General features: G+C 69.4%; 21 protein-coding genes, 3 tRNA genes and 1 pseudogene. 4 read left to right on the forward strand and 21 right to left on the reverse strand.

The features are described from left to right. Positions 1–192: 192 nt before the first annotated feature. The 4 genes and pseudogenes from P3T39_RS06160 to P3T39_RS06175 form a co-directional block, all read right to left on the reverse strand. Positions 193–873 carry a response regulator transcription factor gene (locus tag P3T39_RS06160; protein WP_280696308.1) on the reverse strand — a complete coding sequence of 227 codons (681 nt, stop codon included), beginning with the start codon at positions 871–873 and terminating at the stop codon, positions 193–195. Between the two features lie 44 nt (positions 874–917). Beyond that, positions 918–2,294: a histidine kinase gene (locus P3T39_RS06165; protein WP_280696309.1), complete on the reverse strand. Its 1,377-nt coding sequence runs from the start codon at positions 2,292–2,294 to the stop codon at positions 918–920. Further along, positions 2,287–2,970 (reverse strand): DUF4097 family beta strand repeat-containing protein, encoded by a 684-nt coding sequence (locus P3T39_RS06170; RefSeq protein ID WP_280696310.1) that lies wholly within the window; start codon positions 2,968–2,970, stop codon positions 2,287–2,289. Before P3T39_RS06170 ends, P3T39_RS06165 begins: the two co-directional genes overlap by 8 nt. 156 nt (positions 2,971–3,126) lie before the next feature. Further along, a pseudogene (locus P3T39_RS06175) lies at positions 3,127–3,887 on the reverse strand (Sir2 family NAD-dependent protein deacetylase). On the opposite strand from P3T39_RS06175, the gene P3T39_RS06180 reads away from it, so the two are divergent. Further along, positions 3,886–4,008, forward strand: coding sequence for a hypothetical protein (locus P3T39_RS06180; protein ID WP_280696311.1), 123 nt, complete (start codon positions 3,886–3,888; stop codon positions 4,006–4,008). The pseudogene P3T39_RS06175 and the gene P3T39_RS06180 sit on opposite strands and share 2 nt — an antisense overlap. A gap of 37 nt (positions 4,009–4,045) precedes the next feature. Here the strand turns inward: P3T39_RS06180 and P3T39_RS06185 are convergent, their stop codons facing one another. The 11 genes from P3T39_RS06185 to P3T39_RS06235 form a co-directional block, all read right to left on the reverse strand. Further along, positions 4,046–7,939: a DNA-directed RNA polymerase subunit beta' gene (locus tag P3T39_RS06185; protein ID WP_280696312.1), complete on the reverse strand. Its 3,894-nt coding sequence runs from the start codon at positions 7,937–7,939 to the stop codon at positions 4,046–4,048. 99 nt (positions 7,940–8,038) lie between these two features. Further along, complete coding sequence (rpoB, locus tag P3T39_RS06190; protein WP_280696313.1) at positions 8,039–11,515, reverse strand: DNA-directed RNA polymerase subunit beta; 3,477 nt, start codon at positions 11,513–11,515, stop codon at positions 8,039–8,041. A gap of 739 nt (positions 11,516–12,254) precedes the next feature. Then, complete coding sequence (gene rplL / locus P3T39_RS06195) at positions 12,255–12,638, reverse strand: 50S ribosomal protein L7/L12 (protein WP_280696314.1); 384 nt, start codon at positions 12,636–12,638, stop codon at positions 12,255–12,257. 87 nt (positions 12,639–12,725) lie between these two features. Further along, complete coding sequence (gene rplJ / locus P3T39_RS06200; RefSeq protein WP_280696315.1) at positions 12,726–13,289, reverse strand: 50S ribosomal protein L10; 564 nt, start codon at positions 13,287–13,289, stop codon at positions 12,726–12,728. Between the two features lie 391 nt (positions 13,290–13,680). Further along, entirely contained in the window at positions 13,681–14,508 is an 828-nt protein-coding gene (locus P3T39_RS06205) for a hypothetical protein (RefSeq protein WP_280696316.1), read from the reverse strand. A 42-nt stretch (positions 14,509–14,550) separates the two neighbouring features. After that, a complete protein-coding gene (locus P3T39_RS06210; RefSeq protein WP_280696317.1) occupies positions 14,551–15,480 on the reverse strand; it encodes a hypothetical protein in 930 nt (309 codons plus the stop codon). Positions 15,481–15,652: 172 nt separating this feature from the next. Then, positions 15,653–16,375 (reverse strand): 50S ribosomal protein L1, encoded by a 723-nt coding sequence (rplA, locus tag P3T39_RS06215; protein WP_280696318.1) that lies wholly within the window; start codon positions 16,373–16,375, stop codon positions 15,653–15,655. Between the two features lie 107 nt (positions 16,376–16,482). Then, the gene (gene rplK, locus P3T39_RS06220) at positions 16,483–16,917 is read right to left on the reverse strand and encodes a 50S ribosomal protein L11 (protein ID WP_280696319.1); all 435 of its coding nucleotides are present in this window, start codon (positions 16,915–16,917) and stop codon (positions 16,483–16,485) included. Positions 16,918–17,109: 192 nt separating this feature from the next. After that, positions 17,110–18,015 (reverse strand): transcription termination/antitermination protein NusG, encoded by a 906-nt coding sequence (gene nusG / locus P3T39_RS06225; RefSeq protein WP_280696320.1) that lies wholly within the window; start codon positions 18,013–18,015, stop codon positions 17,110–17,112. Positions 18,016–18,228: 213 nt separating this feature from the next. After that, the gene (gene secE / locus P3T39_RS06230; protein WP_280696381.1) at positions 18,229–18,495 is read right to left on the reverse strand and encodes a preprotein translocase subunit SecE; all 267 of its coding nucleotides are present in this window, start codon (positions 18,493–18,495) and stop codon (positions 18,229–18,231) included. A 247-nt stretch (positions 18,496–18,742) separates the two neighbouring features. Beyond that, positions 18,743–18,815: transfer RNA gene (locus P3T39_RS06235), tRNA-Trp, on the reverse strand. A 259-nt stretch (positions 18,816–19,074) separates the two neighbouring features. Here P3T39_RS06235 and P3T39_RS06240 point away from each other — a divergent pair. Both P3T39_RS06240 and P3T39_RS06245 read left to right on the forward strand, forming a co-directional pair. After that, entirely contained in the window at positions 19,075–20,313 is a 1,239-nt protein-coding gene (locus P3T39_RS06240) for a pyridoxal phosphate-dependent aminotransferase (RefSeq protein WP_280696321.1), read from the forward strand. A gap of 236 nt (positions 20,314–20,549) precedes the next feature. Then, complete coding sequence (locus P3T39_RS06245) at positions 20,550–21,578, forward strand: adenosine deaminase (protein WP_280696322.1); 1,029 nt, start codon at positions 20,550–20,552, stop codon at positions 21,576–21,578. A 67-nt stretch (positions 21,579–21,645) separates the two neighbouring features. Here the strand turns inward: P3T39_RS06245 and P3T39_RS06250 are convergent, their stop codons facing one another. The 6 genes from P3T39_RS06250 to P3T39_RS06275 all read right to left on the reverse strand — a co-directional run bounded on the left by P3T39_RS06250 (position 21,646) and on the right by P3T39_RS06275 (position 24,285). Beyond that, on the reverse strand, positions 21,646–22,686 hold the full coding sequence (locus P3T39_RS06250; RefSeq protein WP_280696323.1) for a UDP-N-acetylmuramate dehydrogenase: 1,041 nt from the start codon (positions 22,684–22,686) through the stop codon (positions 21,646–21,648). A gap of 162 nt (positions 22,687–22,848) precedes the next feature. Continuing rightward, positions 22,849–23,271, reverse strand: coding sequence for a MaoC family dehydratase (locus tag P3T39_RS06255; RefSeq protein WP_280696324.1), 423 nt, complete (start codon positions 23,269–23,271; stop codon positions 22,849–22,851). A 4-nt stretch (positions 23,272–23,275) separates the two neighbouring features. Beyond that, a complete protein-coding gene (locus P3T39_RS06260) occupies positions 23,276–23,734 on the reverse strand; it encodes a MaoC family dehydratase N-terminal domain-containing protein (protein WP_280696325.1) in 459 nt (152 codons plus the stop codon). Positions 23,735–23,849: 115 nt separating this feature from the next. Then, a complete protein-coding gene (gene rpmG, locus P3T39_RS06265) occupies positions 23,850–24,014 on the reverse strand; it encodes a 50S ribosomal protein L33 (protein WP_006604855.1) in 165 nt (54 codons plus the stop codon). Between the two features lie 82 nt (positions 24,015–24,096). Further along, positions 24,097–24,169: transfer RNA gene (locus tag P3T39_RS06270), tRNA-Met, on the reverse strand. 43 nt (positions 24,170–24,212) lie between these two features. Further along, positions 24,213–24,285 (reverse strand) — tRNA-Thr (locus tag P3T39_RS06275). Between the two features lie 256 nt (positions 24,286–24,541). On the opposite strand from P3T39_RS06275, the gene P3T39_RS06280 reads away from it, so the two are divergent. After that, positions 24,542–25,837 carry a hydrolase gene (locus P3T39_RS06280; protein WP_280696326.1) on the forward strand — a complete coding sequence of 432 codons (1,296 nt, stop codon included), beginning with the start codon at positions 24,542–24,544 and terminating at the stop codon, positions 25,835–25,837. The last annotated feature ends 156 nt before the right edge of the window (positions 25,838–25,993 follow it).

Raw genomic sequence — 25,993 nt, forward strand, 5'->3', positions numbered from 1 at the left:
CGAGCTTCAACCGGTACGCGTCGGCCGTCATCATGTCGGCGGCCGGGTCGGCGACCAGGAGCGGGAGAAAGCGGTCGAGATCGGACTCGACGGTGGAACGGAAAATCACGGTGCCTCCAGGGCGGCAACCCCTTTCCGCCCGGGCCGACCGCGGCGGTCGCGCAGTGCATCAGGAGCGTGGCCGGACACGGCCTACACCTCGCCGGCGACCACCGCGCCCGCCTCGTACGCGAAGACCACCGCGTGCACCCGGTCTCGCAGTTGGAGCTTGCTCAGCACATTGCTGACATGGGTCTTCACGGTGTGCTCGCTGACCACCAGTTCGGCCGCGATCTCGGCGTTGGAGAGGCCACGGGCGAGCAGGCGCAGGGTCTCCTGCTCGCGGATGGTCAGCTGGTCGAGCAGCCTGGAGGGCGCCCGCACCACGGCGGCCGGCCCCGAGGGCTTGCGCGCGGCGAACTCGGCGATCAGACGGCGTGTCACCGACGGCGCCAGCAGGGCCTCGCCGGAGGCGACCATCCGGACGCCGTGCGCGAGGTCGTCCCGGCGCACGTCCTTGAGCAGGAAACCGCTGGCCCCGGCGTAGAGGGCGTCGTAGACGTAGTCGTCGATGTCGAAGGTGGTCAGCATGATCACCTTGGTGCCCGGGAACTCGGCGTAGACCCGGCGGGCGGCCTCCAGGCCGTCCATCACGGGCATCCGGACGTCCAGCAGCAGCACGTCGGGGCGGTGCTCCCGGACCGCCTCGATGGCCTGCGCGCCGTCCGCCGCCTCGGCGACCACCTCGATGTCCGGCTGGGCGTCCAGGATCATGCCGAACCCCGCCCGCACCAGCTCCTGGTCGTCGGCGACCACCACTCGAATCGCGTTCACCGCAGCTCCCATCCCTCTCGACGGCCCTCGCCGTACGGCCGGTCTTACAGTACGGCTGCGCTCAGCGGCAGCTGCGCGGTGACCAGGAACCCCTGGCCCTGCGGCCCCGGACCGGCCGTCGCCCTGCCCCCGCAGGCCGCGGCGCGTTCGCGGATACCGACCAGGCCCCGCCCGCCCGACCAGCCGTCCACCGGCCGCCCGTTCGGCCCGCCCTTTGCAACCGCCGCAGCCGTCGCACCCGTCACGCCTGCCGCACCCGCACCCGCACCCGCCGCGCCGCGCCCGTTGTCGGAGACCACGATCTCCAGCGTCCGGGCGAGCCGGGCGACCCGGATCGCGGCGCAGTCCGCGCCGGAGTGCTTGACGATATTGGTCAGCGCCTCCTGGACGATCCGGTAGGCCGCCGCCTCGACGTCGGCCGGCATCGCGCGGTCCAGCTCGGTCAGCTCCAGCTCCACCCGGACACCCGCCTGACGCACCCGCTCGACCACGGCGGGAAGCTCGGTCAGCCGGGGCTGCGGGGCGAGTTCGGGGCTCGCGCCCTCCTCCTTGAGCACACCGAGCACCCGGCGCAGCTGCACCATCGCGTCACGGCCGGAGTCGGCGATGGTGTCGAAGGCCCGGATCGCCCGGTCCGGATCCTTGTGCACCACCAGCGGGCCCGCCTCGGCCTGAATGACCATCAGCGAGACCGCGTGCGCCAGGATGTCGTGCATCTCACGGGCGATCCGACTGCGCTCCTCGGCCACCGCCCGGGCCGCCTCGCTGGCGGCCTGCAGACCCAGCTGATGCGCCCGCTCGGCCTCCGTCCTGGCCAGCCTGCGCCAGTCGCGCACCAGCGCGCCGAAGGTGAAGCTGCCGACCGTCATGAGCAGGCTGAACAGCATGCCGTTCGGCGAGTGGGTGCCGAGGATGTTGGCGACCACGGTGATGACCAGCAGCGGCCAGCGCTGCCAGTCCCGGCCCCGGTCGGCGAGGGTGTACATCGCGAGCACGGCGGAGAGCGAGACCTGCGGCTGCGCCGAGTGCGCGGCATACGACAGCGCCAGCGCCGGCAGCCCCGTGAGCAGGAACACGGTGCCCGGGAGGCGGCGCCGCCAGGGCAGCCCGAAGGCGCTGGAGACGGCCAGCAGATAGATCCACCAGCCCCAGCCCGCGTTGTCGAAGAACACCGCCCAGGCCGAGATGAGCGCCGAGAACACCGTCAGCCCGATGTCCACCACGTACGGGTTGACCCTGCCTACGCGAGCCTGCCAGCGCTGCCCCAGCGCCATGATCCGCGCCTGTGCGCGCGTTATCCGCTCCACGTCCGCCCCTCCCCCGCCGTGCTCCGGGGGATGATCCTGCCGTACCAGGCGGACCAGCGCCGCACCGACCGGCGCAGGAAGCCGGCCACCACCCCCGAAGGGGTGCTCAGGCATTGGCGACCGTCACATTCCCGGTGCTGGTGCTGGCGGTGATGGTGCGCCTGGCGCCGGGCTGCTGACTGACCGCCACGTTCACACTGCCGGTGTCCGCCCTCGCGGCGACGGTGTACGGATCTCCGGCGGGCACCTTCACCCGGACGCTGCCGGTGTCCGTGGTGGCCTTGACCGTCTCGGGCTGGGTCTCGAAGGAGGCCGTGACACCACCGGTGCTCGTCCTGAGGTCGACGCTGGCGGCACTCAGCCGGGTGGCCTCGATGCTGCCGGTGTCGCTGCGGGCCTCGATCTGCCCGCTCAGGCCGGTGAGCCGGACAGCACCGGTGTCGTCGCTGACCCGCACCACCGTGCCGGCCGGGACCTCCACCTCGTACCCGACGCCGCAGTTGCCGTCGGGGCACTTGTAGCTGAGGGTGAGCGTGCCGCCGGCGGTGCTGTGGACGGCGGCGGGCGGCTTGGAGCGGTACGTCTGATGCTCGACCACCTGGACACCGCTGCCGCCGCCCGTCACCCGGATGTCTCCGGTGCTGCCCTCGATCACCAGCGTCTGCACGGGATCCGAGATGCCGTAACTGACGCTCTTCGTCTTGTCGTCGTCCGGGAAGCAGCCGGACATGCCGCCCACGACGACGACGGTGATGGCGGTGTATGTCAGCAGACGGACCTTGTAGTTCACGGCAGTTCCCCTCGATCGGCGGCCGGGTGTCCACTGCGACCGGCACGCCATCAGACTGCCCGTCGGCCACCGCGCTCCGGATCCCCCTCCAGAGCGGTTTATCCGTCTCCCCCCTGCGGGGGAGAGCCCCCCGGCTCAGGGTCTCCCCCGCAGGGTTCACTCCCCGACGAGCCCGCCCGCGACGATCCGCCGCACCAACGCGGGCAGCGCGAGCGAGATCGCCTCGCGGATCACCTCGTACGCCGCCGGATCGTACGGCGTCGGCTCGGCGTTCACGATCACCAGCCGGGCGCCTCCGTCCAGTGCCGTCTGCGGCAGCGCCGCCACCGGATACACCTGCAGCAGCGTGCCGACCGCCACGAAGAGATCGCACGCCTTGGCAATCGCCTCCGCCCGGCCCAGCACCACCGGGTCCAGTGCCTCACCGAACATCACCGTGCGCGGCTTGAGCACTCCCCCGCACTCCTGACACGCCGGGTCTGACACGCCGGGTCCGGCCCCCCGCCGCCACACGCTCCAGCGCCTGTGCCATCCCACTGCGCACCCGGCAACGGACGACTGCACCTGCTGCGCCGTCCCGTGCAGCTCCAGCACCTTCCGCTCGGGCAGCCCCGAACGCTGGTGCAGCCCGTCCACGTTCTGCGTCAGCACCCGCACCGGCAGCCCGCTGCGCTCCGGCTCCACCAGCGCCAGATGCCCGGCATTCGGCTCCGCCCCTGCCGCCCCGGCGCCTTGGCGCATCAGCCACGAACGGCGCCGCACCTCGGGATCGGCCAGATACGGCCCGATCGTCACAACTCCTGCGCCTTGGGATCCCGCTGCCACAACCCCTGCGGCCCCCGGTAGTCCGGAATCCCCGAACCGGTCGAAATCCCGGCCCCGGTCAGCACGGCAATCAGCGGACGCTTCGCACTCATGCCCGGACCGTACGGGCCGCCGCCTGCGTACGGTCTCGATGCCATCCTCAAGGGCGAGGCGCTGGCCGCACCGGCCCGAGGAACGGGCAACGCAGAACGCCGCAGGGCGGCCACCCCGTGATCGGGGTGGCCGCCCTGCGGCGTTGCGAGCCGAACTGTCAGCCGGTGTACGGGCCGTAGTCGTAGTCGTCCAGCGGGACCGCCTGGCCGGAGCCGGCGCCGAAGGGCGACAGGTCGTAGTCGTCGTAGCCGACGGCCGAGTACATGGCGGCCTTGGCCTCCTCGGTCGGCTCGACCCGGATGTTGCGGTAGCGGGGAAGACCCGTACCGGCCGGGATGAGCTTACCGAGGATGACGTTCTCCTTGAGGCCCAGCAGCGGGTCCGACTTGGCGTGGATCGCCGCGTCGGTGAGGACCCGGGTCGTCTCCTGGAAGGAGGCGGCCGACAGCCAGGACTCGGTGGCCAGCGAGGCCTTGGTGATACCCATCAGCTGCGGACGACCGGAGGCGGGGTGACCGCCCTCGGAGACCACACGACGGTTCTCGGTCTCGAAGCGGCCGCGCTCGACGAGCTCGCCCGGGAGCAGCTCGGCGTCGCCCGACTCGATGATCGTCACGCGGCGGAGCATCTGCCGGATGATGATCTCGATGTGCTTGTCGTGGATCGACACACCCTGCGAGTTGTAGACCTTCTGGACCTCGGCCACCAGGTGGATCTGGACGGCACGCTGGCCCATGATGCGCAGGACGTCGTGCGGGTTGGTGGCACCGACGGTCAGCTTCTGGCCGACCTCGACCGCCTCGCCCTCGCTCACCAGGAGCTTGACACGCTTGGAGACCGGGTAGGCGATCTCGTCGGTGCCGTCGTCCGGGGTGATGACGATCTTGCGGGTCTTCTCGGTGTCCTCGATGCGGGCCCGGCCCTGCGCCTCCGAGATCGGGGCCACACCCTTGGGGGTACGGGCCTCGAAGAGCTCGACGACACGCGGCAGACCCTGGGTGATGTCGTCACCGGCCACACCACCGGTGTGGAAGGTACGCATGGTCAGCTGGGTACCGGGCTCACCGATGGACTGGGCGGCGATGATGCCGACCGCCTCACCGATGTCGACCAGCTTGCCGGTGGCCAGCGAGCGGCCGTAGCAGAAGGCACAGGTGCCCACGGCCGACTCACAGGTCAGGATCGAGCGGACCTTGACGTCGCCGATGCCGTGGCGGATCAGCTCGTCGATGAGGACGTCACCGAGGTCGGTGTTGGCGGTGGCAATGAGCTTGCCGTCCACCGTGATGTCCTCGGCGAGCATCCGGGCGTAGACGCTGGTCTCGACGTCGTCGGCCTTGCGCAGCACGCCGGTGGCGTCCACGGAACCGATCGACAGCTTCAGGCCGCGCTCGGTGCCGCAGTCCTCCTCGCGAATGATGACGTCCTGGGAGACGTCGACCAGACGACGGGTGAGGTAACCGGAGTCGGCGGTACGGAGGGCGGTGTCCGCGAGACCCTTACGGGCACCGTGGGTGGAGATGAAGTACTCCAGCACGGACAGACCCTCACGGAACGACGCCTTGATCGGCCGCGCGATGGTCTCGTTCTTCGCGTTGGACACCAGACCACGCATACCGGCGATCTGACGCATCTGCATCATGTTTCCACGAGCACCCGAGTCGACCATCATGAAGATGGGGTTGGTCTTCGGGAAGTTCGCGTTCATGGCCTCGGCAACCTCGTTGGTCGCCCGGGTCCAGATGCCGATGAGCTCCTGCTTGCGCTCGTCGTTGGTGATCAGACCGCGCTCGTACTGCTTCTGGATCTTCTCGGCCTGCGCCTCGTAGCCCTCAAGGATCTGGCCCTTGCTCGGCGGGACGACGACGTCCGAGATCGAGACGGTGACACCGGAACGGGTCGACCAGTGGAAGCCGGCCGCCTTCAGGTTGTCGAGCGTCGCGGCGACGACGACCTTCGGGTAGCGCTCGGCCAGGTCGTTGACGATGGCCGACAGCTGCTTCTTGCCGACCTCGTAGTCGACGAAGGGGTAGTCCTCGGGCAGCAGCTCGTTGAAGAGCGCGCGGCCCAGGGTCGTGCTGAGTCGGAAGGACTCGCCCTCGAACCAGCTCGACTGGCCCTCCTCGTCGACCGGGGCGACCCAGCCGCGCGGCGGCACGGTGCCGACCGGCAGACGCAGGTCGATCGGGGCCTGGACGTCCAGCTCGCGGGCGTCGAAGGCCATGATCGCCTCGGCGGTGGACGAGAAGGAGCGGCCGGCGCCCTTCACGTTCTCGCGGTCCGAGGTGAGGAAGAACAGACCCAGCACCATGTCCTGGGTCGGCATGGTGACGGGGCGACCGTCGGCCGGCTTCAGGATGTTGTTCGAGGACAGCATCAGGATGCGGGCCTCGGCCTGCGCCTCCGCGGAGAGCGGCAGGTGGACGGCCATCTGGTCACCGTCGAAGTCCGCGTTGAACGCGGTGCAGACGAGCGGGTGGATCTGGATGGCCTTGCCCTCGACCAGCTGCGGCTCGAAGGCCTGGATGCCGAGGCGGTGCAGGGTGGGCGCACGGTTCAGCAGAACCGGGTGCTCGGCGATGACCTCTTCGAGGACGTCCCACACGACCGGGCGGGCGCGCTCGACCATGCGCTTGGCCGACTTGATGTTCTGCGCGTGGTTCAGGTCGACCAGGCGCTTCATCACGAACGGCTTGAAGAGCTCCAGCGCCATGGCCTTGGGCAGACCACACTGGTGCAGCTTCAGCTGCGGGCCGACGACGATGACCGAACGGGCCGAGTAGTCGACTCGCTTGCCGAGCAGGTTCTGACGGAAACGACCCTGCTTGCCCTTGAGCATGTCGGACAGCGACTTCAGCGGACGGTTGCCGGGGCCCGTGACCGGGCGACCACGACGGCCGTTGTCGAAGAGCGCGTCGACGGCCTCCTGGAGCATGCGCTTCTCGTTGTTCACGATGATCTCGGGGGCACCGAGGTCGAGAAGCCGCTTCAGGCGGTTGTTGCGGTTGATCACGCGGCGGTACAGGTCGTTCAGGTCGGAGGTCGCGAAGCGGCCACCGTCCAGCTGCACCATTGGACGCAGGTCCGGCGGGATGACCGGCACGCAGTCCAGCACCATGCCGTTGGGCTTGTTGCTGGTCTGCAGGAAGGCGGAGACGACCTTGAGGCGCTTGAGCGCACGGGTCTTCTTCTGGCCCTTGCCGGTGCGGATGATCTCGCGGAGGCGCTCGGCCTCCTCCGCCAGGTCGAAGGTCTCCAGGCGGTCCTTGAGGGCCGCGGCGCCCATCGAGCCGGAGAAGTAGGTGCCGAAGCGGTCGCGCAGCTCGCGGTAGAGCAGCTCGTCGCCCTCGAGGTCCTGGACCTTGAGGTTCTTGAAGCGGCTCCACACCTCGTCGAGGCGGTCCAGCTCGCGCTGGGCACGGTCGCGCAGCTGCTTCATCTCACGCTCGGCGCCCTCACGCACCTTGCGGCGGACGTCGGCCTTGGCGCCCTCGGCCTCCAGCTCGGCCAGGTCGGTCTCGGCCTTCTTGGCGCGGGCTTCGAGGTCGGCGTCGCGGCGGTTCTCGATCTGCTGACGCTCGACGGAGACATGCGCCTCCAGCGACGGCAGGTCGCGCTGACGGCGCTCGTCGTCGACCCAGGTGATCATGTAGGCGGCGAAGTAGATGACCTTTTCGAGGTCCTTCGGCGCCAGGTCCAGCAGGTAGCCCAGACGGGACGGGACACCCTTGAAGTACCAGATGTGGGTGACCGGAGCGGCCAGCTCGATGTGGCCCATCCGCTCACGGCGCACCTTGGCGCGGGTGACCTCGACGCCGCAGCGCTCGCAGATGATGCCCTTGAAGCGGACGCGCTTGTACTTACCGCAGTAGCACTCCCAGTCCCGGGTCGGGCCGAAGATCTTCTCGCAGAAGAGGCCGTCCTTTTCGGGCTTCAGGGTGCGGTAGTTGATGGTCTCCGGCTTCTTGACCTCGCCGTGCGACCACTGGCGGATGTCGTCGGCCGTGGCCAGGCCAATACGGAGCTCGTCGAAGAAGTTGACGTCAAGCACTGGTCGTCAAGCCCTCTTTCGTAAGTCGAGAGTTATCTGTGGTCTGAGGGGGCCTGGGGGCGGGCCGGCCTGGGCTCAACCAGGCCGGCCCAACCTCCGTCAGACCTCTTCGACGCTGCTCGGCTCGCGCCGGGACAGGTCAATGCCGAGCTCCTCGGCAGCGCGGAACACGTCTTCGTCGGAGTCCCGCATCTCGATGGACTGGCCGTCCGAGGACAGCACCTCCACGTTGAGGCAGAGCGACTGCATTTCCTTGATGAGGACCTTGAAGGACTCGGGAATGCCGGGCTCGGGGATGTTCTCGCCCTTGACGATGGCCTCGTAGACCTTGACTCGGCCGAGGACGTCGTCGGACTTGATGGTGAGCAGCTCCTGCAGTGCGTACGCAGCGCCGTACGCCTCCAGGGCCCACACCTCCATCTCACCGAATCGCTGACCACCGAACTGCGCCTTACCACCGAGCGGCTGCTGGGTGATCATCGAGTACGGACCGGTCGAACGGGCGTGCAGCTTGTCGTCGACCAGGTGGTGCAGCTTGAGGATGTACATGTAGCCGACCGAGACCGGCATCGGGAACGGCTCGCCGGAGCGGCCGTCGAACAGCCGGGCCTTGCCAGTGGAGTTCACCAGGCGCTCACCGTCACGGGTGAGGGTGGTGTTGTCCAGCAGGCCGGTGATCTCGTCCTCGCGGGCGCCGTCGAAGACCGGGGTGGCGAGGTTGGTGCCACCCTCGACCGTGTCGGCGCCGATCGCCTGCAGGCGCTGGGCCCACTCGTCGGCGAGGCCGGATACGTCCCAACCCTGCTTGGCGAGCCACCCGAGGTGGATCTCCAGGACCTGTCCCGGGTTCATTCGGGACGGGACACCCAGCGGGTTGAGGATGATGTCGACCGGGGTGCCGTCCTCCAGGAACGGCATGTCCTCGACCGGCAGGATCTTGGAGATGACACCCTTGTTGCCGTGACGGCCGGCGAGCTTGTCACCATTGGTGATCTTGCGCTTCTGGGCCACGTAGACGCGGACCAGCTGGTTCACGCCCGGGGGCAGCTCGTCGCCCTCTTCGCGGTCGAAGACGCGGACGCCGATGACCTTGCCGGACTCGCCGTGCGGCACCTTCAGCGAGGTGTCGCGGACCTCACGGGCCTTCTCACCGAAGATCGCGCGCAGCAGGCGCTCCTCCGGGGTCAGCTCGGTCTCACCCTTGGGCGTGACCTTGCCGACCAGGATGTCGCCGGTGACGACATCGGCGCCGATACGGATGATGCCGCGCTCGTCGAGGTCGGCGAGGACCTCCTCGGAGACGTTCGGGATGTCCCGGGTGATCTCCTCCGGGCCCAGCTTGGTGTCACGGGCGTCGACCTCGTGCTCCTCGATGTGGATCGAGGAGAGGACGTCGTCCTGCACGAGGCGCTGCGACAGGATGATCGCGTCCTCGTAGTTGTGACCCTCCCAGGACATGAACGCCACGAGCAGGTTCTTGCCGAGGGCCATCTCGCCCTCGTCGGTGCAAGGACCGTCCGCGAGCACCTGGCCGGTCTCGACCCGGGCGCCCTCGTCCACGAGCACCTTCTGGTTGAAGGCGGTGCCCTGGTTGGAGCGGGTGAACTTGGCGGCGCGGTACGTGGTGTACGTGCCGTCGTCGTTGGCCACCGTGACGTAGTCGGCGGAGACCTCCTGGACCACACCCGGCTTCTCGGCCGTGATCACGTCGGCGGCGTCGACCGCACAGCGGTACTCCATGCCGGTGCCGACCAGCGGGGCCTCGCTCTTCAGCAGCGGCACCGCCTGACGCATCATGTTCGAGCCCATGAGCGCGCGGTTGGCGTCGTCGTGCTCGAGGAACGGGATCATGGCGGTCGCGACCGACACCATCTGGCGCGGCGAGACGTCCATGTAGTCGATCTCGGTGCCCGGGATGTAGTCGATCTCGCCGCCACGGCGACGGACCAGGACACGGGGCTCGGCGAAGTGCAGGTCGTCCGTCAGCGGGGCGTTGGCCTGCGCGATGACGAAGCGGTCCTCCTCGTCGGCCGTCAGGTAGTCGACCTTCTCGGTGACGACACCGTCGACGACCTTGCGGTACGGGGTCTCGATGAAGCCGAAGGCGTTGACCCGGCCGTACGAGGCCAGCGAGCCGATAAGACCGATGTTGGGACCTTCAGGGGTCTCAATCGGACACATACGGCCGTAGTGCGACGGGTGAACGTCACGGACCTCGAAGCCGGCGCGCTCACGGGAGAGACCACCGGGGCCCAGCGCGGACAGACGACGCTTGTGGGTCAGGCCCGACAGCGGGTTCGTCTGGTCCATGAACTGGGACAGCTGGCTGGTGCCGAAGAACTCCTTGATGGAGGCGACGACCGGCCGGATGTTGATCAGGGTCTGCGGCGTGATCGCCTCGACGTCCTGGGTGGTCATGCGCTCGCGCACGACACGCTCCATACGGGCGAGACCCGTACGGACCTGGTTCTGGATCAGCTCGCCGACGTTGCGCAGGCGACGGTTGCCGAAGTGGTCGATGTCGTCGACCTCGACCACGATGTCGCGGCCCTCGTTGTCACGCCAGTCGACCTCACCGGCGTGCAGCTTGACCAGGTACTTGATGGTGTTGATGATGTCCGGCTCGGTGAGCACGCCCGAGTCCAGGGACTCGGCGTTGCCCAGCTTCCGGTTGACCTTGTAGCGGCCGACCTTGGCGAGGTCGTAGCGCTTCGGGTTGAAGTAGAGGTTCTCGAGCAGCGTCTGCGCGGCCTCACGCGTGGGCGGCTCGCCCGGGCGCAGCTTGCGGTAGATGTCGAGGAGTGCGTCGTCCTGGCCCTGGGTGTGGTCCTTCTCCAGGGTGGCGCGCATCGACTCGTACTCGCCGAACTCCTCGAGAATCATCTCGTTGGTCCAGCCGAGGGCCTTCAGCAGAACGGTGACCGACTGCTTGCGCTTGCGGTCGATGCGGACACCGACCATGTCGCGCTTGTCGATCTCCATCTCCAGCCAGGCACCGCGGGAGGGGATGATCTTGGCGGAGTAGATGTCCTTGTCGGACACCTTGTCCAGCGTCGAGTCGAAGTACACGCCGGGGGAACGGACCAGCTGCGACACGACGACGCGCTCGGTGCCGTTGATCACGAACGTGCCCTTGTGGGTCATGAGCGGGAAATCGCCCATGAAGACCGTCTGAGACTTGATCTCACCGGTCTCGTTGTTGGTGAACTCGGCCGTGACGAAGAGCGGAGCCGCGTACGTGAAGTCGCGGTCCTTGCACTCGTCAATGGAGTTCTTCGGCGGCTCGAAACGGTGGTCGCGGAAGGTCAGCGACATCGACCCACTGAAGTCCTCGATCGGCGAGATCTCTTCGAAGATCTCCTCCAGACCGGACTTGGTGGGGACGTCCTGACCACTCTCCAGGGCCGCCTCGACCCGGGACTTCCAGGCCGCGTTGCCGAGCAGCCAGTCAAAGCTCTCGGTCTGCAGGGCCAGGAGGTTCGGGACCTCAAGGGGCTCCTTGATCTTCGCGAACGAAACGCGAAGCGGGGCGGTGGATGCGGCGGATGTGTTCGAGGCGTTGCGCGAGGCGGCCAAGAGGGGGGTCCTTCCGAGGGCTCGGAGCTCACTACGCGCGTACCAGCCGGGCCTGCAAAGGCTTGGAGCCACCTCCGGCGCCGAGGGTCTCAGCCGGGAGCAAGTCCCAGGTCAGAGCCGCTTTGCGGAGGCGGTGCCAGACCCCTTCAGGGCAACGCAGACTCCGGGCGACGAGTCACGGAGCAGCTAACAGGCAGCGCAAAGGGACAGTGTAGCCAAAAGGCACACTGTTGACAAGCCCTGATTCGGAGACCGAATCGGACGCTCCCTCCGGTAGCCATCCAGCCGGCCCGACCCCCGCCGGGGGACCGTGCCGCAGGACGGCGCCTGCCTCGCACAACCTTGGCCCGGACTACGCCGGGCCACCGCACCTCACATGCAGTCACTTCCCGTCGGGGCCACTGAATATGCATCCGGGGCCGCTCCGACTTGGAACGTGAACTCCACGCTGGGCGCGCGCCTTGAGAATCGCGCGCCCGGTGCCGTTCGTCAAGGCCCACACCAGAGCGTGGACCTCGGTCTGCTCATCGTTCGACGCCCCCAGGGCGTTACAGAACCCGTGGTGGGAGCCGTCTGCGATGACAGCGATCACCATACCCGCCCCCACCGACAGTGGCCGAGCGCACAGCCGATCGACCACTATCCCGTCAGGTGACCGGCGGGTACGGAAACAGGCCGGGCCGACCACCCGCAAGGGTGATCGGCCCGGCCCGTGAGCCCCCTCAGAGGGGGCGAGAAGTCACTTGACGGTGACCTTGGCGCCAGCGGCCTCGAGGGCAGCCTTGGCCTTCTCGGCAACGTCCTTGGCAACCTTCTCCAGGACCTTCGCACCGGCGGTGTCAACGAGGTCCTTGGCCTCCTTCAGGCCGAGGGAGGTCAGGGTGCGCACCTCCTTGATGACCTGGATCTTCTTGTCGCCGGCGCCATCGAGGATGACGTCGAACTCGTCCTGCTCCTCAACGGCCTCGACGGCGGCGGCAGCGCCACCGGCGGCGGCAACGGCGACCGGAGCGGCAGCCTTGACGTCGAACTTCTCCTCGAACGCCTTGACGAACTCGGAGAGCTCGATCAGGGTCAGGGTCTCGAACTGCGCGAGCAGCTCGTCCTGGGTCAGCTTCGCCATGATGGCGTCCTTCCACTAAATCGGCAGGTGCCGGATGTATTGGTTGGCGGGCGTACGGGCCCGCAGCGAGGCAGCAGCCTTCGCGGATTACTCCGCGGCAGCGTCCTCGGCGGCGGGAGCCGGCGTACCGGCACCGCCCTGCTCGACCTTCGCACGCAGCGCCTCGGCGGTACGAGCGAACTCGACCAGCGGAGCCTGGAAGGTCGCCGCGGCCTTGGCCATGGACGCCTTCAGGCCGCCGGCCAGCTTGGCGAGCAGCACCTCGCGGGACTCGAGGTCCGCGAGCTTCTTGATGTCATCGGCGGACAGCGCCTTGCCGTCAAGGACACCGCCCTTGATGATCAGAGCGGGGTTGTCCTTGGCGAAGTCACGCAGAGCCTTCGCCGACTCCACCGGGTCACCGGTGACGAAGGCGACAGCCGTCGGACCCGCGAACAGGTCGTCCAGCTCGGAGATCCCGGCCTCATTGGCCGCAATCTTGGTCAGCGTGTTCTTCACCACGGCGTACTGGGCGTTCTCACCCAGCGAGCGACGCAGAGTCTTAATCTGCTTCACCGTCAGACCGCGGTACTCGGTCAGCACGGCCGCGTTCGAGGCACGGAACTTGTCCGTGATCTCGGCGACGGCAGCAGCCTTGTCGGGCCTTGCCATTGGCTTACGCCTCCTTCCGTGATGTCGAAGTCGGGCCGACCGCGAAAGTCGACCATTCAACGCCTCGAACCGACCGGCCAGGAGGAAGCCCTGCAGAAACAGTGAGAGCCCCAGTGCGCAGTCGCACGGGGCTCAGTGAGACCTCGACGGCCGCACGGAAAACCGTACGGACCGGAAGTCCAAGCTCCAGACACTCCTGCGCGGGCCGTCTGCGAAAATCGCAGATCCTTCGGTGGCTCCGCCCCCTTACGGGCGCAGAACCACAGCCAGCGGTCTTTGGCAGACACCACCGTACCGGACCGTCCGGAAAACCACCAAATCCGCCCCGGACGCTCTCAGGGCGTCCGCCGGTAGGCAGCCCATCAGGACAGGGCATCCCAGGGGCGCGGATCTAAGGCGTCAGCGGCGGCAGGCTCTGCTTCCCGGCGTCCACGGTGTCGCCCTCGGCCGGGGCCTGCACCGAGAGCGGGCCGCCGAGCTCGGTGTACTGGACGGTGTCGTCCAGCTTGACCGACGGGCCCTGGCCGGCCCGGTGCAGCTCGACCAGCTGGTCCTTGTCGTTCAGCCAGAAGTCGAGCGTCACCAAGGCCACCTTGCCCAGGGCGTTCCTGAGGGCGGCCCGGCGGGCGGCGCTCAGCTGGGTCTGCGCGGCGACGTACGCGTCGGCGGAGACGGTCACCCGGTAGTGCTGGACCACTCCCTCGGTCCGCTTCTCCTCCCCCACCAGCTGCGGGTCCGAGGCCGCCACCGCCGCCGTGAGCGCCACCATCGGGTTGAGCCGGTCGACCAGCGCCGAGTACGGGACCTCGCGCTGGCCGTCCGGGCCCGGGACGGTGGTGAACTTCTGCCAGTGCCGCCCGCCGAGCCTGGCGGCAGTGGGCTGGTCACCCCCCAGATAGGCGGTGGTGTCGAGCACTATGAGCTGCTGTGCGGTGCCGAAACGGTTGAGCACGAGGACGGTCTTCGGCGCCCAGAAGAGCATCCCGCTGGCGCCCTCCCCGTCCAGCCGGTAGCCGAACTTCGCGCGGCGCGCGGTGTCCATCTGCAGCTGGGCGGAGAGCAGCACACCGTGCGGCGAACGGTCGGTGGGAGTGGCGAGGGCTGAGGGGCTGTCGGCCGAGGTGCCCGGCGAGGAGCCCGCGCCGCCCGCGCCGCTGCCGCACCCGGCCAACAGGCAGGCGGCAAGCGCTGCGGTCACCGCCCGCCTTACCAGTGCCATTCCCGTGCTCCTCCGCTCGCTCGACCGTGCCCTGCGCTCAGGTCAGTTGCCCAGGCTCTTCAACATGTCCGCGAAGTCCATGACCTCGCTGTCGGCGGGTGCCTTGGCCGCCTGGGTGGTACCGATCTCGCTGTACTTGAAGGTCTGCGGGCCCCCCAGCCCGGCGCCCATGTTGGTGTTGGTCTGCTGGAGAAGCTCACCCTTGCCGTCGATCCAGAAGTCGACGGTGGAGCTGTCGCCGTCCTTCTTGAGCATCCCCGTCACCAGCTCCCGCCGGTCCTGGGAGATCGGCAGCAGCTTGGCCAACGCATCGACGGGGGCCTCGCTGCGGTAGTGGACGGTGTCCGCACCGTCGATCTTCTCCTCGCCGACCCTGGCCAGCTTCCCCGCCCCGGCGTTGGCCGTCAGCTGCGCGCCCGGGCTGAGCGTCACGAGCATGCTGGCGATCGAACCGTAGTCCTCGCCGCCGCCGGCCCTGCTCCCGTCACCGGTCGACTTAGGGTCCAGCTTCAGCCACTTCTTGCCGTTCACCAGCGCGGCGGTCTCGGCGTCCAGACCGGTGTACAGCGCCTGGCCGGCGACCAGCATCCTGGACTCCGTGCCGCCGTCCTTCAGCGCGAGGTCGAGGGCGGGTCCACTCGTCGCCCAGACGTACGTGCCCGAGCCGCCACCACCTGTGGTCCGGGTCAGCCTGGCGCCCCTGGCCTTCTCCATCACGGCGGCCGAGGCCAGCAGAGCGGCCTTCGGGTCCTGGTTCGCGTCGGGCTTCACCGCCCCACCGCCGGTGTCGGATCCGCCCGCCGCTCCGGTGCTCGGCGCCCCGCTGCCGGAGGCGGCGGACGGCGCCGTGGCGCCGGAGGCGGCAGGCCCGGCTGTGTCGGCGGCGCCGCTCCCGGAACTACTGCAGGCGGTGAGTCCGCCCACCAGCAGGGCCGAGGCCGCGACGACTGAGGCAAGGCGCAGGGTGCGCACAGTGTTCCCCCCTCATATCTCACGCTGATCAGATTGGGTCGGACTCTAACCGATGCCCCCCGCGGCCGGACAAGGGCGGGGTACGACAACGGGCCCGCACCCCCGAAGGGGTACGGGCCCGTCGTACGGACTTCAGTCGCGCCCAGGACGCGGCAGCCTAGAGCTCAAGGGCTCAGACGGCGGCCGGGTCCTCCTCGACCAGGAGGTTGCGGGTGCGGTTCGGGTCCACCTGGATGCCGGGGCCAATGGTGGTGGAGACCGCGGTCTTCTTGATGTAGCGGCCCTTGGCGGCGGCGGGCTTGGCCCGGAGGACCTCGTCCAGCGCGGCGGCGTAGTTCTCGACCAGCTGCTCGTCGGTGAAGGAGACCTTACCGATGATGAAGTGCAGGTTCGAGTGCTTGTCGACGCGGAACTCGATCTTGCCGCCCTTGATGTCGTTGACAGCCTTGGCGACATCGGGGGTGACGGTGCCGGTCTTCGGGTTCGGCATCAGGCCACGGGGACCGAGCACGCGGCCGAGGCGGCCGACCTTGCCCATGAGGTCCGGGGTGGCGACGACGGCGTCGAAGTCCAGCTTGCCCTTGGCGACCTCGTCGATCAGCTCGTCGGCACCGACGATGTCGGCGCCGGCAGCACGCGCGGCCTCGGCACGCTCGCCGGTCGCGAAGACCAGGACCCGAGCGGTCTTACCGGTGCCGTGCGGGAGGATCACGGTGCTGCGGACCATCTGGTCGGCCTTGCGCGGGTCGACACCCAGGCGCATGGCAACCTCGACGGTGCCGTCGAACTTGGTGGTGGAGGTCGCCTTGGCGAGGCGGATGGCCTCGAGCGGGGCGTAGATACGGCTGCGGTCGACCTGGGCGTCCGCGGCCTTGAGAGCCTTGCTGCGCTTCACTGCTTCTCCTGAAGGTGAATGGAGGAGTCGTGGTGTGTACGGGCCGCGCAGGCCCTACCACGTGGGACGCGGGGCTGAATCAATCAGCCCTGCGGGGGCGAGGACTTTCAGCCCTCGACCGTGATGCCCATCGACCGGGCGGTGCCGGCGATGATCTTCTCCGCGGCGTCCAGGTCGTTGGCGTTCAGGTCGGGGAGCTTCGTGGTGGCGATCTCGCGGACCTGGGCGCTGGTGAGCTTCGCGACCTTGGTCTTGTGCGGCTCGCTGGAGCCCTTGTCGATGCCCGCGGCCTTCAGGATGAGGCGAGCGGCCGGCGGGGTCTTCGTGATGAAGGTGAAGGAGCGGTCGTCGTAGACGGTGATCTCCACCGGCACGATCATGCCGCGCTGCGACTCGGTCGCAGCGTTGTACGCCTTGCAGAACTCCATGATGTTGACGCCGTGCTGACCCAGCGCGGGGCCGACCGGCGGGGCGGGGTTAGCCGCACCAGCGTTGATCTGGAGCTTGATAAGCCCCGTGACCTTCTTCTTCTTGGGAGGCATTTCTCTCCGGGTCCTTCCGAGAGGTGATTGCTGGTGTGCACCGGCCGGGGCGACACCCGGCCGGGAATACACACATCGAGCCAGGCTAACGCGGATGCGCCGCTGGACCAAAACGGGTTCGGGGCGGAGCCGAAGCCCCGCCCCGAACCCAAAACCTAATGCATTAGATCTGCATCGGCTCTTCGGACTGCGTCAGTTCTTCTGGATCTGGTCGAAGGACAGCTCGACCGGGGTCTCCCGGCCGAAGATCTCGACCAGGCCCTTGACCTTCTTCGAGTCGGGGTTGATCTCGTTGATGGTCGCCTGCAGGGTCGCGAACGGGCCGTCGGTGACGGTGACCGAGTCGCCGACCTCGAAGTCGAGCACCTGGATCTCGCTCGGCTTGACCGGCGAGGGCTTGCCGGCCTCCTTGGCCGCCTGGCGCTCCACGTCGGGGGCGAGCATCTTGACGACCTCGTCCAGGGTCAGCGGGTACGGGTCGTACGCGTTGCCGACGAAGCCGGTGACACCCGGGGTGTTGCGGACGACGCCCCAGGACTCGGGGGTCAGGTCCATGCGCACCAGGACGTAGCCGGGGAGCTTGTTCTGGCGGATGGTCTTGCGGTCGCCGTTCTTGATCTGGACGACCTCTTCCTGCGGCACCTCGGCCTGGAAGATGTACTCCTCGACGTTCAGGGAGACCGCGCGCTGCTCCAGGTTCTGCTTGACCCGGTTCTCGTAGCCCGCGTAGGTGTGGATGACGTACCACTCGCCCGGCGCGAAGCGCAGCTTCTCGCGGAACTCGGCGACCGGGTCGACCTCGACAGCCTCAACGGCCTCGGCGACCTCGGCGACCTCGGCGACCTCGGCGACCTCGACAGCCTCAGCGGTCTCGACCTCGGCCACGGCCTCGGCGAACGCCTCGTCCGCCGCGGCCTCCTCCTCGGGCTCCTCGTGCATCGCGGCGCTCTCGGCCGCCACGCCCGCCTCGGCCTCGTCCGCAGCCTCGACCTCGTCCGCTTCGGCGTCCGCCGCGTCGAGGATCTGCTCGGCAGCCTCGGCGTCGACGGCGTCGGCCGCGTCCAGCTCGGCGGCGTCGTACAGGGGGGACTCAGACACGGTGGCTGCTTCTTTCCTGGGATGTGGAGATGGAACGGCTCCGGGGCCACCCGGCGCCCTCGCGGGCACGCGTGGATGAAGACTCGGATAACTCAACAGTACCGAGTCAACGGTAGCGGGCTCGTCCGGTCGGCGCCGACAGCTCGACCCGGGCACCCTGCGCAGTGGCGAGGGACGGCCCGGGTCGGGTGGTGGTGCGCAGGAGACCGAGGGTCAGCCGAAGATCCAGAAGGAGAGCTTGCCGAAACCGGTGTCGAGGCCGTACACCAGGCCCATGATCACGACCACGAAGGTCACCACGACGCTGGTGTACTGGATCAGATCGGAGCGGCTCGGCCAGACGACCTTGCGCAGCTCGGCGATGATCTGGCGGTAGAACAGCCCGATCCGGGCGAACAGGCCCTTCTTGGCCCGCTTGCCGGACTTCTGGTCGCCACCCGAAGCCTTGTTGGCTCGCTTGCGCTCGCGGCGCGAGAGCACCTTGCCATCGGCGTCGACAGGCGTGGTCTCGTCCGCGCCGTCGGCACCCTCGGGGTTGCCGCTCTCAGGCGTTGCGGTGGAGCCCGTGGTCTCCGTCACTCGTCCTCACCTGAATCCGGGTCCTGCCGAGCGTCGCTTGCGTGCCTGTGAAACACGGGCGGTCCGGCGAAAGCAGTGCTATTGGGGCCCTTTCCGCATCAAGCCCGCTCGCTCTGCGGAGCGAACGGGCTTAGTGCGGATCAAGCAGCAGGGCAAGAGGGACTCGAACCCCCAACCGCCGGTTTTGGAGACCGGTGCTCTACCAATTGAGCTATTGCCCTACGGTGCCTCGCGGCTCCGGAGATGCCCCCCAACCTACCGCATCCGCGCCGCTGCGTGCTGTACGCCTCGGCGGATCCGCAGTTCGGAAGCCATCGAGCAGTGAGTGTACGGGTTCTTCGGCGATTGGTCGAACCCCTTCGGCCGTCCCCCGTCGAGGATCCGTCGGAGGGCGCCCGTGAACGCACACATCGTGGACGGAGCGGTACACATGCTGAAACCGCTTCCCCCGGCCGTCGCAGACTCTGCAACGATGCAGGTATGAGCGCTTCCACCCCCGCCCCCATCCGCCCCGCAGACCGCCGCGTCTCCGCCCGGATCGGCGCCATCGCCGAGTCCGCGACGCTCGCGGTGGACGCCAAGGCCAAGGCCCTCAAGGCAGCCGGCCGTCCCGTGATCGGCTTCGGCGCGGGCGAGCCCGACTTCCCGACCCCCGGCTACATCGTCGAGGCCGCCGTCGCCGCCTGCCAGGACCCGAAGAACCACCGCTACACCCCGGCCGGTGGCCTGCCCGAGCTCAAGGCCGCGATCGCCGCCAAGACGCTGCGCGACTCCGGCTACGAGGTGGACGCCTCCCAGGTACTGGTGACCAACGGCGGCAAGCAGGCCATCTACAACGCCTTCGCCGCCATCCTGGACCCGGGCGACGAGGTCATCGTCCCGGCGCCGTACTGGACCACCTACCCCGAGTCGATCCAGCTCGCGGGCGGTGTGCCGGTCGAGGTGGTGGCCGACGAGACCACCGGCTACAAGGTCTCGGTGGCGCAGCTGGAGGCGGCCAGGACCGAGAACACCAAGGTCGTGCTGTTCGTCTCGCCGTCCAACCCGACCGGCGCGGTCTACACCGAGGCCGAGGCCCGGGCGATCGGCGAGTGGGCGCTGGAGCACGGCCTGTGGGTGCTCACCGACGAGATCTACGAGCACCTGGTGTACGGCGACGCCACGTTCACCTCGCTGCCCGCCCTGCTGCCCGAGCTGCGCGACAAGTGCATCGTGGTCAACGGCGTGGCCAAGACCTACGCCATGACCGGCTGGCGGGTGGGCTGGATGATCGGCCCCAAGGACGTGGTGAGCGCCGCCGCCAACCTGCAGTCGCACGCCACCTCCAACGTCTCCAACGTGGCCCAGCGGGCCGCGCTGGCCGCCGTCTCCGGCGACCTGGCGGCCGTCGAGGAGATGAAGACCGCCTTCGACCGCCGTCGCCAGACGATCGTGCGGATGCTCAACGAGATCGAGGGCGTCTACTGCCCCGAGCCCGAGGGCGCCTTCTACGCCTACCCGTCCGTCAAGGCCCTGCTGGGCAAGGAGATCCGGGGCAAGCGGCCCCAGGACTCCTCGGAGCTGGCCGCGCTGATCCTGGACGAGGCCGAGGTCGCGGTCGTCCCCGGCGAGGCCTTCGGCACCCCGGGCTACCTGCGCCTGTCGTACGCGCTGGGTGACGCCGACCTGGTCGAGGGCGTCAGCCGGATGCAGAAGCTGCTCGGCGAGGCCCGCGACTGACACAGGCCGACTGGGACGTGTCGCCCCCTTCACCCCTTCGGGGGACCCGAAGGGGGCGCTTCCCGTTCCTGTACCGAATACGGCAGGATCAGTGAGTGACTCCTCCCCCTCGTGAACGAGGCGGCTTCTCACTCGCCCGTTGACACGGACTCATGACGGCCAAGCCCTGACCGCTGCCTGTGGGCAGGAGCCCGATGTAGTGGATTCGCGTCGTCGGAATACCAAGGAGAGCCGGATTGGACCACCAGCTGCCGCCCCGCGATATCCGGAACCTCCCCAAGGCCCATCTGCACCTGCACTTCACCGGCTCGATGCGGCCCGCCACCCTGCTGGAACTCGCCGCCAAGCACCGGGTCCGACTGCCCGAGGCGCTCAGCTCGGGCACTCCGCCCAAGCTGCGGGCCACCGACGAGCGCGGCTGGTTCCGCTTCCAGCGGCTGTACGACACCGCCCGCTCGGTACTCCGCGACGAGGAGGACATCCGCCGCCTGGTCCTGGAGACCGCCGAGGACGAGCGGCGGGACGGCTCCCGCTGGCTGGAGATCCAGGTCGACCCGACCTCGTACGCACCACGGCTCGGCGGCCTCATCCCCGCGCTGGAGCTGATCCTGGACGCCGTCCGGGATGCCTCCGAGCGGACCGGGGTGGGGATGCGGGTGCTGGTCGCCGCGAACCGGATGAAGTCACCGATGGACGCCCGCACGCTGGCCCGGCTCGCCGTCCGCTACGCCGACCAGGGCGTGGTCGGCTTCGGTCTCTCCAACGACGAACGACGCGGCCTGGCAAGGGACTTCGACCGTGCATTCGCCATCGCCCGCAAGGGTGGACTGCTGGCCGCCCCGCACGGCGGCGAACTGGCCGGAGCCGAGTCCGTCCGGGACTGCCTGGACGACCTGGGCGCGGCCCGGATCGGCCACGGCGTCCGGGCGGCCGAGGACCCTCGGCTGATGCAGCGCCTGGCCGACCGCCAGATCACCTGCGAGGTCTGCCCGTCCTCCAATGTCTCGCTCGGCGTCTACGAACGCGCCGGGGAGGTCCCGCTGCGGACGCTCTTCGAGGCCGGCGTCCCGCTCGCGCTCGGCGCCGACGACCCGCTGCTCTTCGGCTCCCGACTGGCCGCGCAGTACCGGCTGGCCCGCGAGGTCCACGGCTTCACCGACCCCGAACTCGCCGAACTGGCCCGCCAGTCCGTCCGAGGCTCACGCGCCCCGGACGACGTCCGGAAGGTCCTGCTCGCCGACATCGACGCCTGGCTCACCGACTGACCCCTCAGGAGCACGGGCGAGCGGGTGAGCTTTCAGGGGCGCGTGGCTCTGGAAGCTCACCCGGCGATCAGAGGGTGACGCCCACCATCACGGGCTCGTTCACCAGCTCCACGCCGAAGGCGTCCCGCACTCCGTCCCGGATCGCCCGCGCCAGCGCCAGCAGGTCCTCCGTCCTCGCGCCGCCCCGGTTGGTGAGCGCGAGCGTGTGCTTGGTGGAGAGGGTCGCCGGGCCGCTGCCCCAGCCCTTGCCGAAACCGGCCTGGTCGATCAGCCAGGCGGCGGAGGTCTTGGTGCAGCCGTTCGGCGCCGGGTACGCCGGTGCACTCCGCCCGTCCAGCCGGGCCTGGAAGGCGGCGAACTGGTCGGACGTCAGGATCGGGTTGGTGAAGAAGGAGCCCGCCGACCAGGTGTCGTGGTCGTCCGGGTCCAGCACCATGCCCTTGCCGGCCCGCAGTCGCAGCACCGTCTCGTACGCCGTTCGCAGGTCCACCCGCTGCTCGGCCTCGGTGCCCAGGGTCCGGGCCACCTCGGGGTACTTCACCGGCGAGGACTGCCCGCCCGCGTCCTCGAGCGCGAAGCGCACCCGCAGCACCACGTAGCGGTCCGGCTGCGCCTTGAACCGGCTGTGCCGGTAGGAGAACTCGCACTCGGCGCTGTCCAGGGTGACGGTCTCGCGCGCCAGACGGTCGTACGCGACGACCTCGGTGATGCTGCCCGCCACCTCCTGGCCGTACGCGCCGACGTTCTGCACCGGGGTGGCCCCGGCCGAGCCGGGGATGCCTGCCAGGAACTCGATGCCCGCCAGGCCCTTGTCGACCGTGCGGGCGACCGCCTCGGCCCAGACCTCTCCGGCGGCCAGTTCCAGCGTGGTGCCGTCCAGGTCGTAGCCGGTGGTGGCGATCCGCAGGACGGTGCCGTCGAATCCGGCGTCCCCGATCACCAGGTTGGAGCCGCCGCCGATGACCAGCAGCGGCTGCCCGGCCTCGTCGGCCTCCTGGACGGTGGCGATGACCTGGGCGTCCGTGGTGGCGGTGACCAGGCGGCGGGCCGGCCCGCCGAGCCGGAGCGTGGTCAGCGGGGCGAGCGGGGCGTCGTGTTCTACAAGCACGCGCTCCAGACTACGGGGTGTGTTCCAGCGGCTCGGCGAGGCGTCGCTCCGCCTCGGCCCAGCCGATCCTGGCTGCGACGTCGGCCAGGCACTGCCCGGAGGTGCGGAGCCGTGCCTGCGGGGGGCCAGCCGGGGAGGCGGACCTCCCCGGCCTCCTGGACGTCAGGCGAGCCGGACCACGGCCCGGGACATGCCGAGCACCTTCTGGCCGCCGCTCATCGCCACCAGGTCGACCCGCACCCGCCGGTCGTCCAGCAGCGCCGCGACCTTGCCGCTGACCTCGATCACCGCGCCGACGCCGTCGTTGGGCACCGGCACCGGCTTGGTGAAGCGCACGCCGTACTCGACCACCGCGCCCGGGTCGCCGACCCAGTCGGTGACGACCCGGATCGCCTCGGCCATGGTGAACATGCCGTGCGCGATGACGTCGGGCAGGCCCACCTCCAGCGCGAACTTCTCGTTCCAGTGGATCGGGTTGAAGTCACCCGAGGCGCCCGCGTAGCGGACCAGGGTGGCCCGGGTCACCGGGAAGGACTGGGCCGGCAGCACGGTGCCGACCTCGACCTCGTCGAAGCTGATCGCCATGGTGCTACTCCCCCGCCTCGTCCGCGCCGCGCGCCACCAGCGTCATGAACGCCGTGACCACGTGCTCACCGCCCTCGTCGTGCACCTCGCCACGGACCGAGAGGATGTCGTTGCCCACCATCGACTTGATGTTGTCGATGGTCACCGTGACGGCCAGCCGGTCACCGGCCCGCACCGGGCGGGTGTAGGTGAACTTCTGGTCGCCGTGCACCACCCGGGAGAAGTCCAGGCCCAGCTCGGGGTCCTCGACCACCTGGGCGGACGCCTGATACGTGATCACGAACGGGAAGGTCGGCGGCGCGATCACATCCGGATGTCCGAGCGCCTTGGCGGCCTCCGGGTCGGTGTACGCCGGATTGGCGTCCCCGACCGCGACGGCGAACTCGCGGATCTTCTCCCGGCCGACCTCGTACGGCGCGGTGGGCGGGTACGTCCGCCCGATGAACGAGGGGTCGAGCGGCATGGGCAACTCCTCTGACTACTTGGTCATGCGAAAAAAGCTCCAGGCCGCGCCCCTTGCGGGATGCGGCCTGGAGCCAAGAGCCTATGTCACACAGGCCCGGCGACACCTTGCGGGGTCAGCGGGTCTCGCGGTGCGCGGTGTGCGAGTTGCAGCGGGGGCAGTGCTTCTTCATCTCAAGACGGTCCGGGTCGTTACGCCGGTTCTTCTTGGTGATGTAGTTCCGCTCCTTGCACTCCACGCAGGCCAGCGTGATCTTCGGGCGGACGTCGGTGGCAGCCACGGGAGTGCCTTCCTGGGACAACGAATAAGAACACGACAAGAGTAGCCGATCGGGAGTTCGATCTCCCGATCGACTACGCGGGTAGCGGTGACCGGACTTGAACCGGTGACACAGCGATTATGAGCCGCTTGCTCTACCAACTGAGCTACACCGCTTAGATGATCAGCATTCACACCGAAATGTGAGGCTTCTCACCAGAGCCCCCATGCGGAATCGAACCGCAGACCTTCTCCTTACCATGGAGACGCTCTACCGACTGAGCTATAGGGGCGAACGAGGAAGAGATTACACGTTTCCCGGCCAGAGGTGAAATCCGTATCCGACGCGGAAGATCCCAGGTCGGCAGGCCGTACGGACGCACCGATCCGAGACTCGCGTTCGAGGCGCGCCTGAGAACCCACGGCCCGACCCGATACGACTTTTGCCAGCCTCCGAGCGCCCCGCCCCCATTCCCCATAGGCTCGACCCTCAGTGATCTTGCGGCTCGCGGGGCGCCCCTGGGCCGTCGGACAGCGAGGAGCCGGCCGATGAGCGCTGACAGAACACCCGCCGACGGCCCGGGGCCCGGCCGAGCCGGCAACCCGCCCTCCTGCCCCGGGGTGGGGCAGGAGGGGCCGCTCAGCCACGGGCCCGTCCTGCTGCTCGCCGGCGCCAGGCTGGCCGACGGCCGGGTGGTGGACGTCCGGATCAGCGGCGACCGGATCCAGGCCGTCGGCACCACCGGCAGCCTCGGCCCGCTGCCCGCCCTCCCCGGCAGCCCGACCTCCACCACTGGGGCCCGGATCGACCTCGGCGGCTACCTGCTGCTCCCCGCCCCGGCGGAGGCGCACGCCCACTACGACGCCGCCTTCTCCGCCGCCCTGGCCGCCCCGCCCTCGGAGAAGGCGCCCGATCTGGTCCGCCGGGTCACCGAGGCCGCCCTCACCTCGCTTGGCTACGGCGCCACCGCCCAGCGCACCCACGTCCGGATCGGCGACGTCCACGGCCTGCGTCGCCTGGAGGCCGTACTCACCGCCCGGCAGGCGCTGCGCGGGCTCGCCGAGCTCCAGGCGGTCGCGATGCCCCGACTGCTCACGGGCCTCGCCGGGGCGGACGGACGGGCCCAGCTGCGGGAGGCCCTCAGGCTCGGCGCCACCGCCGCCGGAGGCTGTCCCGACCTCGACCCCGACCCGGTCGGCTACGTCCAGGTGCTGCTGGACGCCGCCCGCGAGGCCGACTGCCCCGTGGACCTGCACACCGCCGCCGCCGACCCGGCGCAGCTGGCCCGGCTCGCGGGCGCCCTCGCCCCGCTGCGCCCCCGGATCACCCTCGGCCCGTGCAGCGCCCTGGCACCCGGCGGCTCCGCCGTGCTGGCCACCAGCGGCATCCGGCTCGTCTGCCTGCCGCAGAACGGCTGCTGCACCGGCCTCGAAGGCCCGGCCCCGGGCCTGCGGCCTTCACTGGTGCGGGAGCTGGCCGAGGCCAGGGTGCCGTTCGCGGCGGGCAGCGGCGCCCTGCGCGACCTCAGCAACCCGGTCGGCCGGGCCGACCCGCTGGAGGCCGCCTACCTGCTGGCGGCGGGCGGCACGCTGGACCCTGAGGCCGCGTACGAGGCGGTCAGCAACCAGGCCAGGATCACCCTCGGTCTGCCCCCGGTCCGGGTGGACGCGGGGTTCCCCGCCGAGCTGCTCGCGGTACGCGGCGACAGCCTCGCCGGGGCGCTGGCCGGCGGGCACAGCCGGCTGGTGGTGCACAGCGGGCGGATCGTCAGCCGCACCAGCGCGGTAAGGGAGTTCGCGGACACCGTCGCCCTCGCGCTGCCCCGCCAGAGCAGCCCGGGCTGAGCCGCCGCGGCGGGGGGTGGATACCGCGTGGTCGGCGCGCTGCTGTCGCAGACTGCGGCCCTCAGGACCGCGGCGCGCAAAGCTTTGGCTCTCAGAGCTGCGGCGATGCCTGGGCCGCCGCCGTACCCGTCTCCCCGGTACGGCGGCGCCCGATCT

Origin of the sequence: Kitasatospora sp. GP82, from assembly GCF_029892105.1 — a bacterium.
GTDB lineage: Bacteria > Actinomycetota > Actinomycetes > Streptomycetales > Streptomycetaceae > Kitasatospora.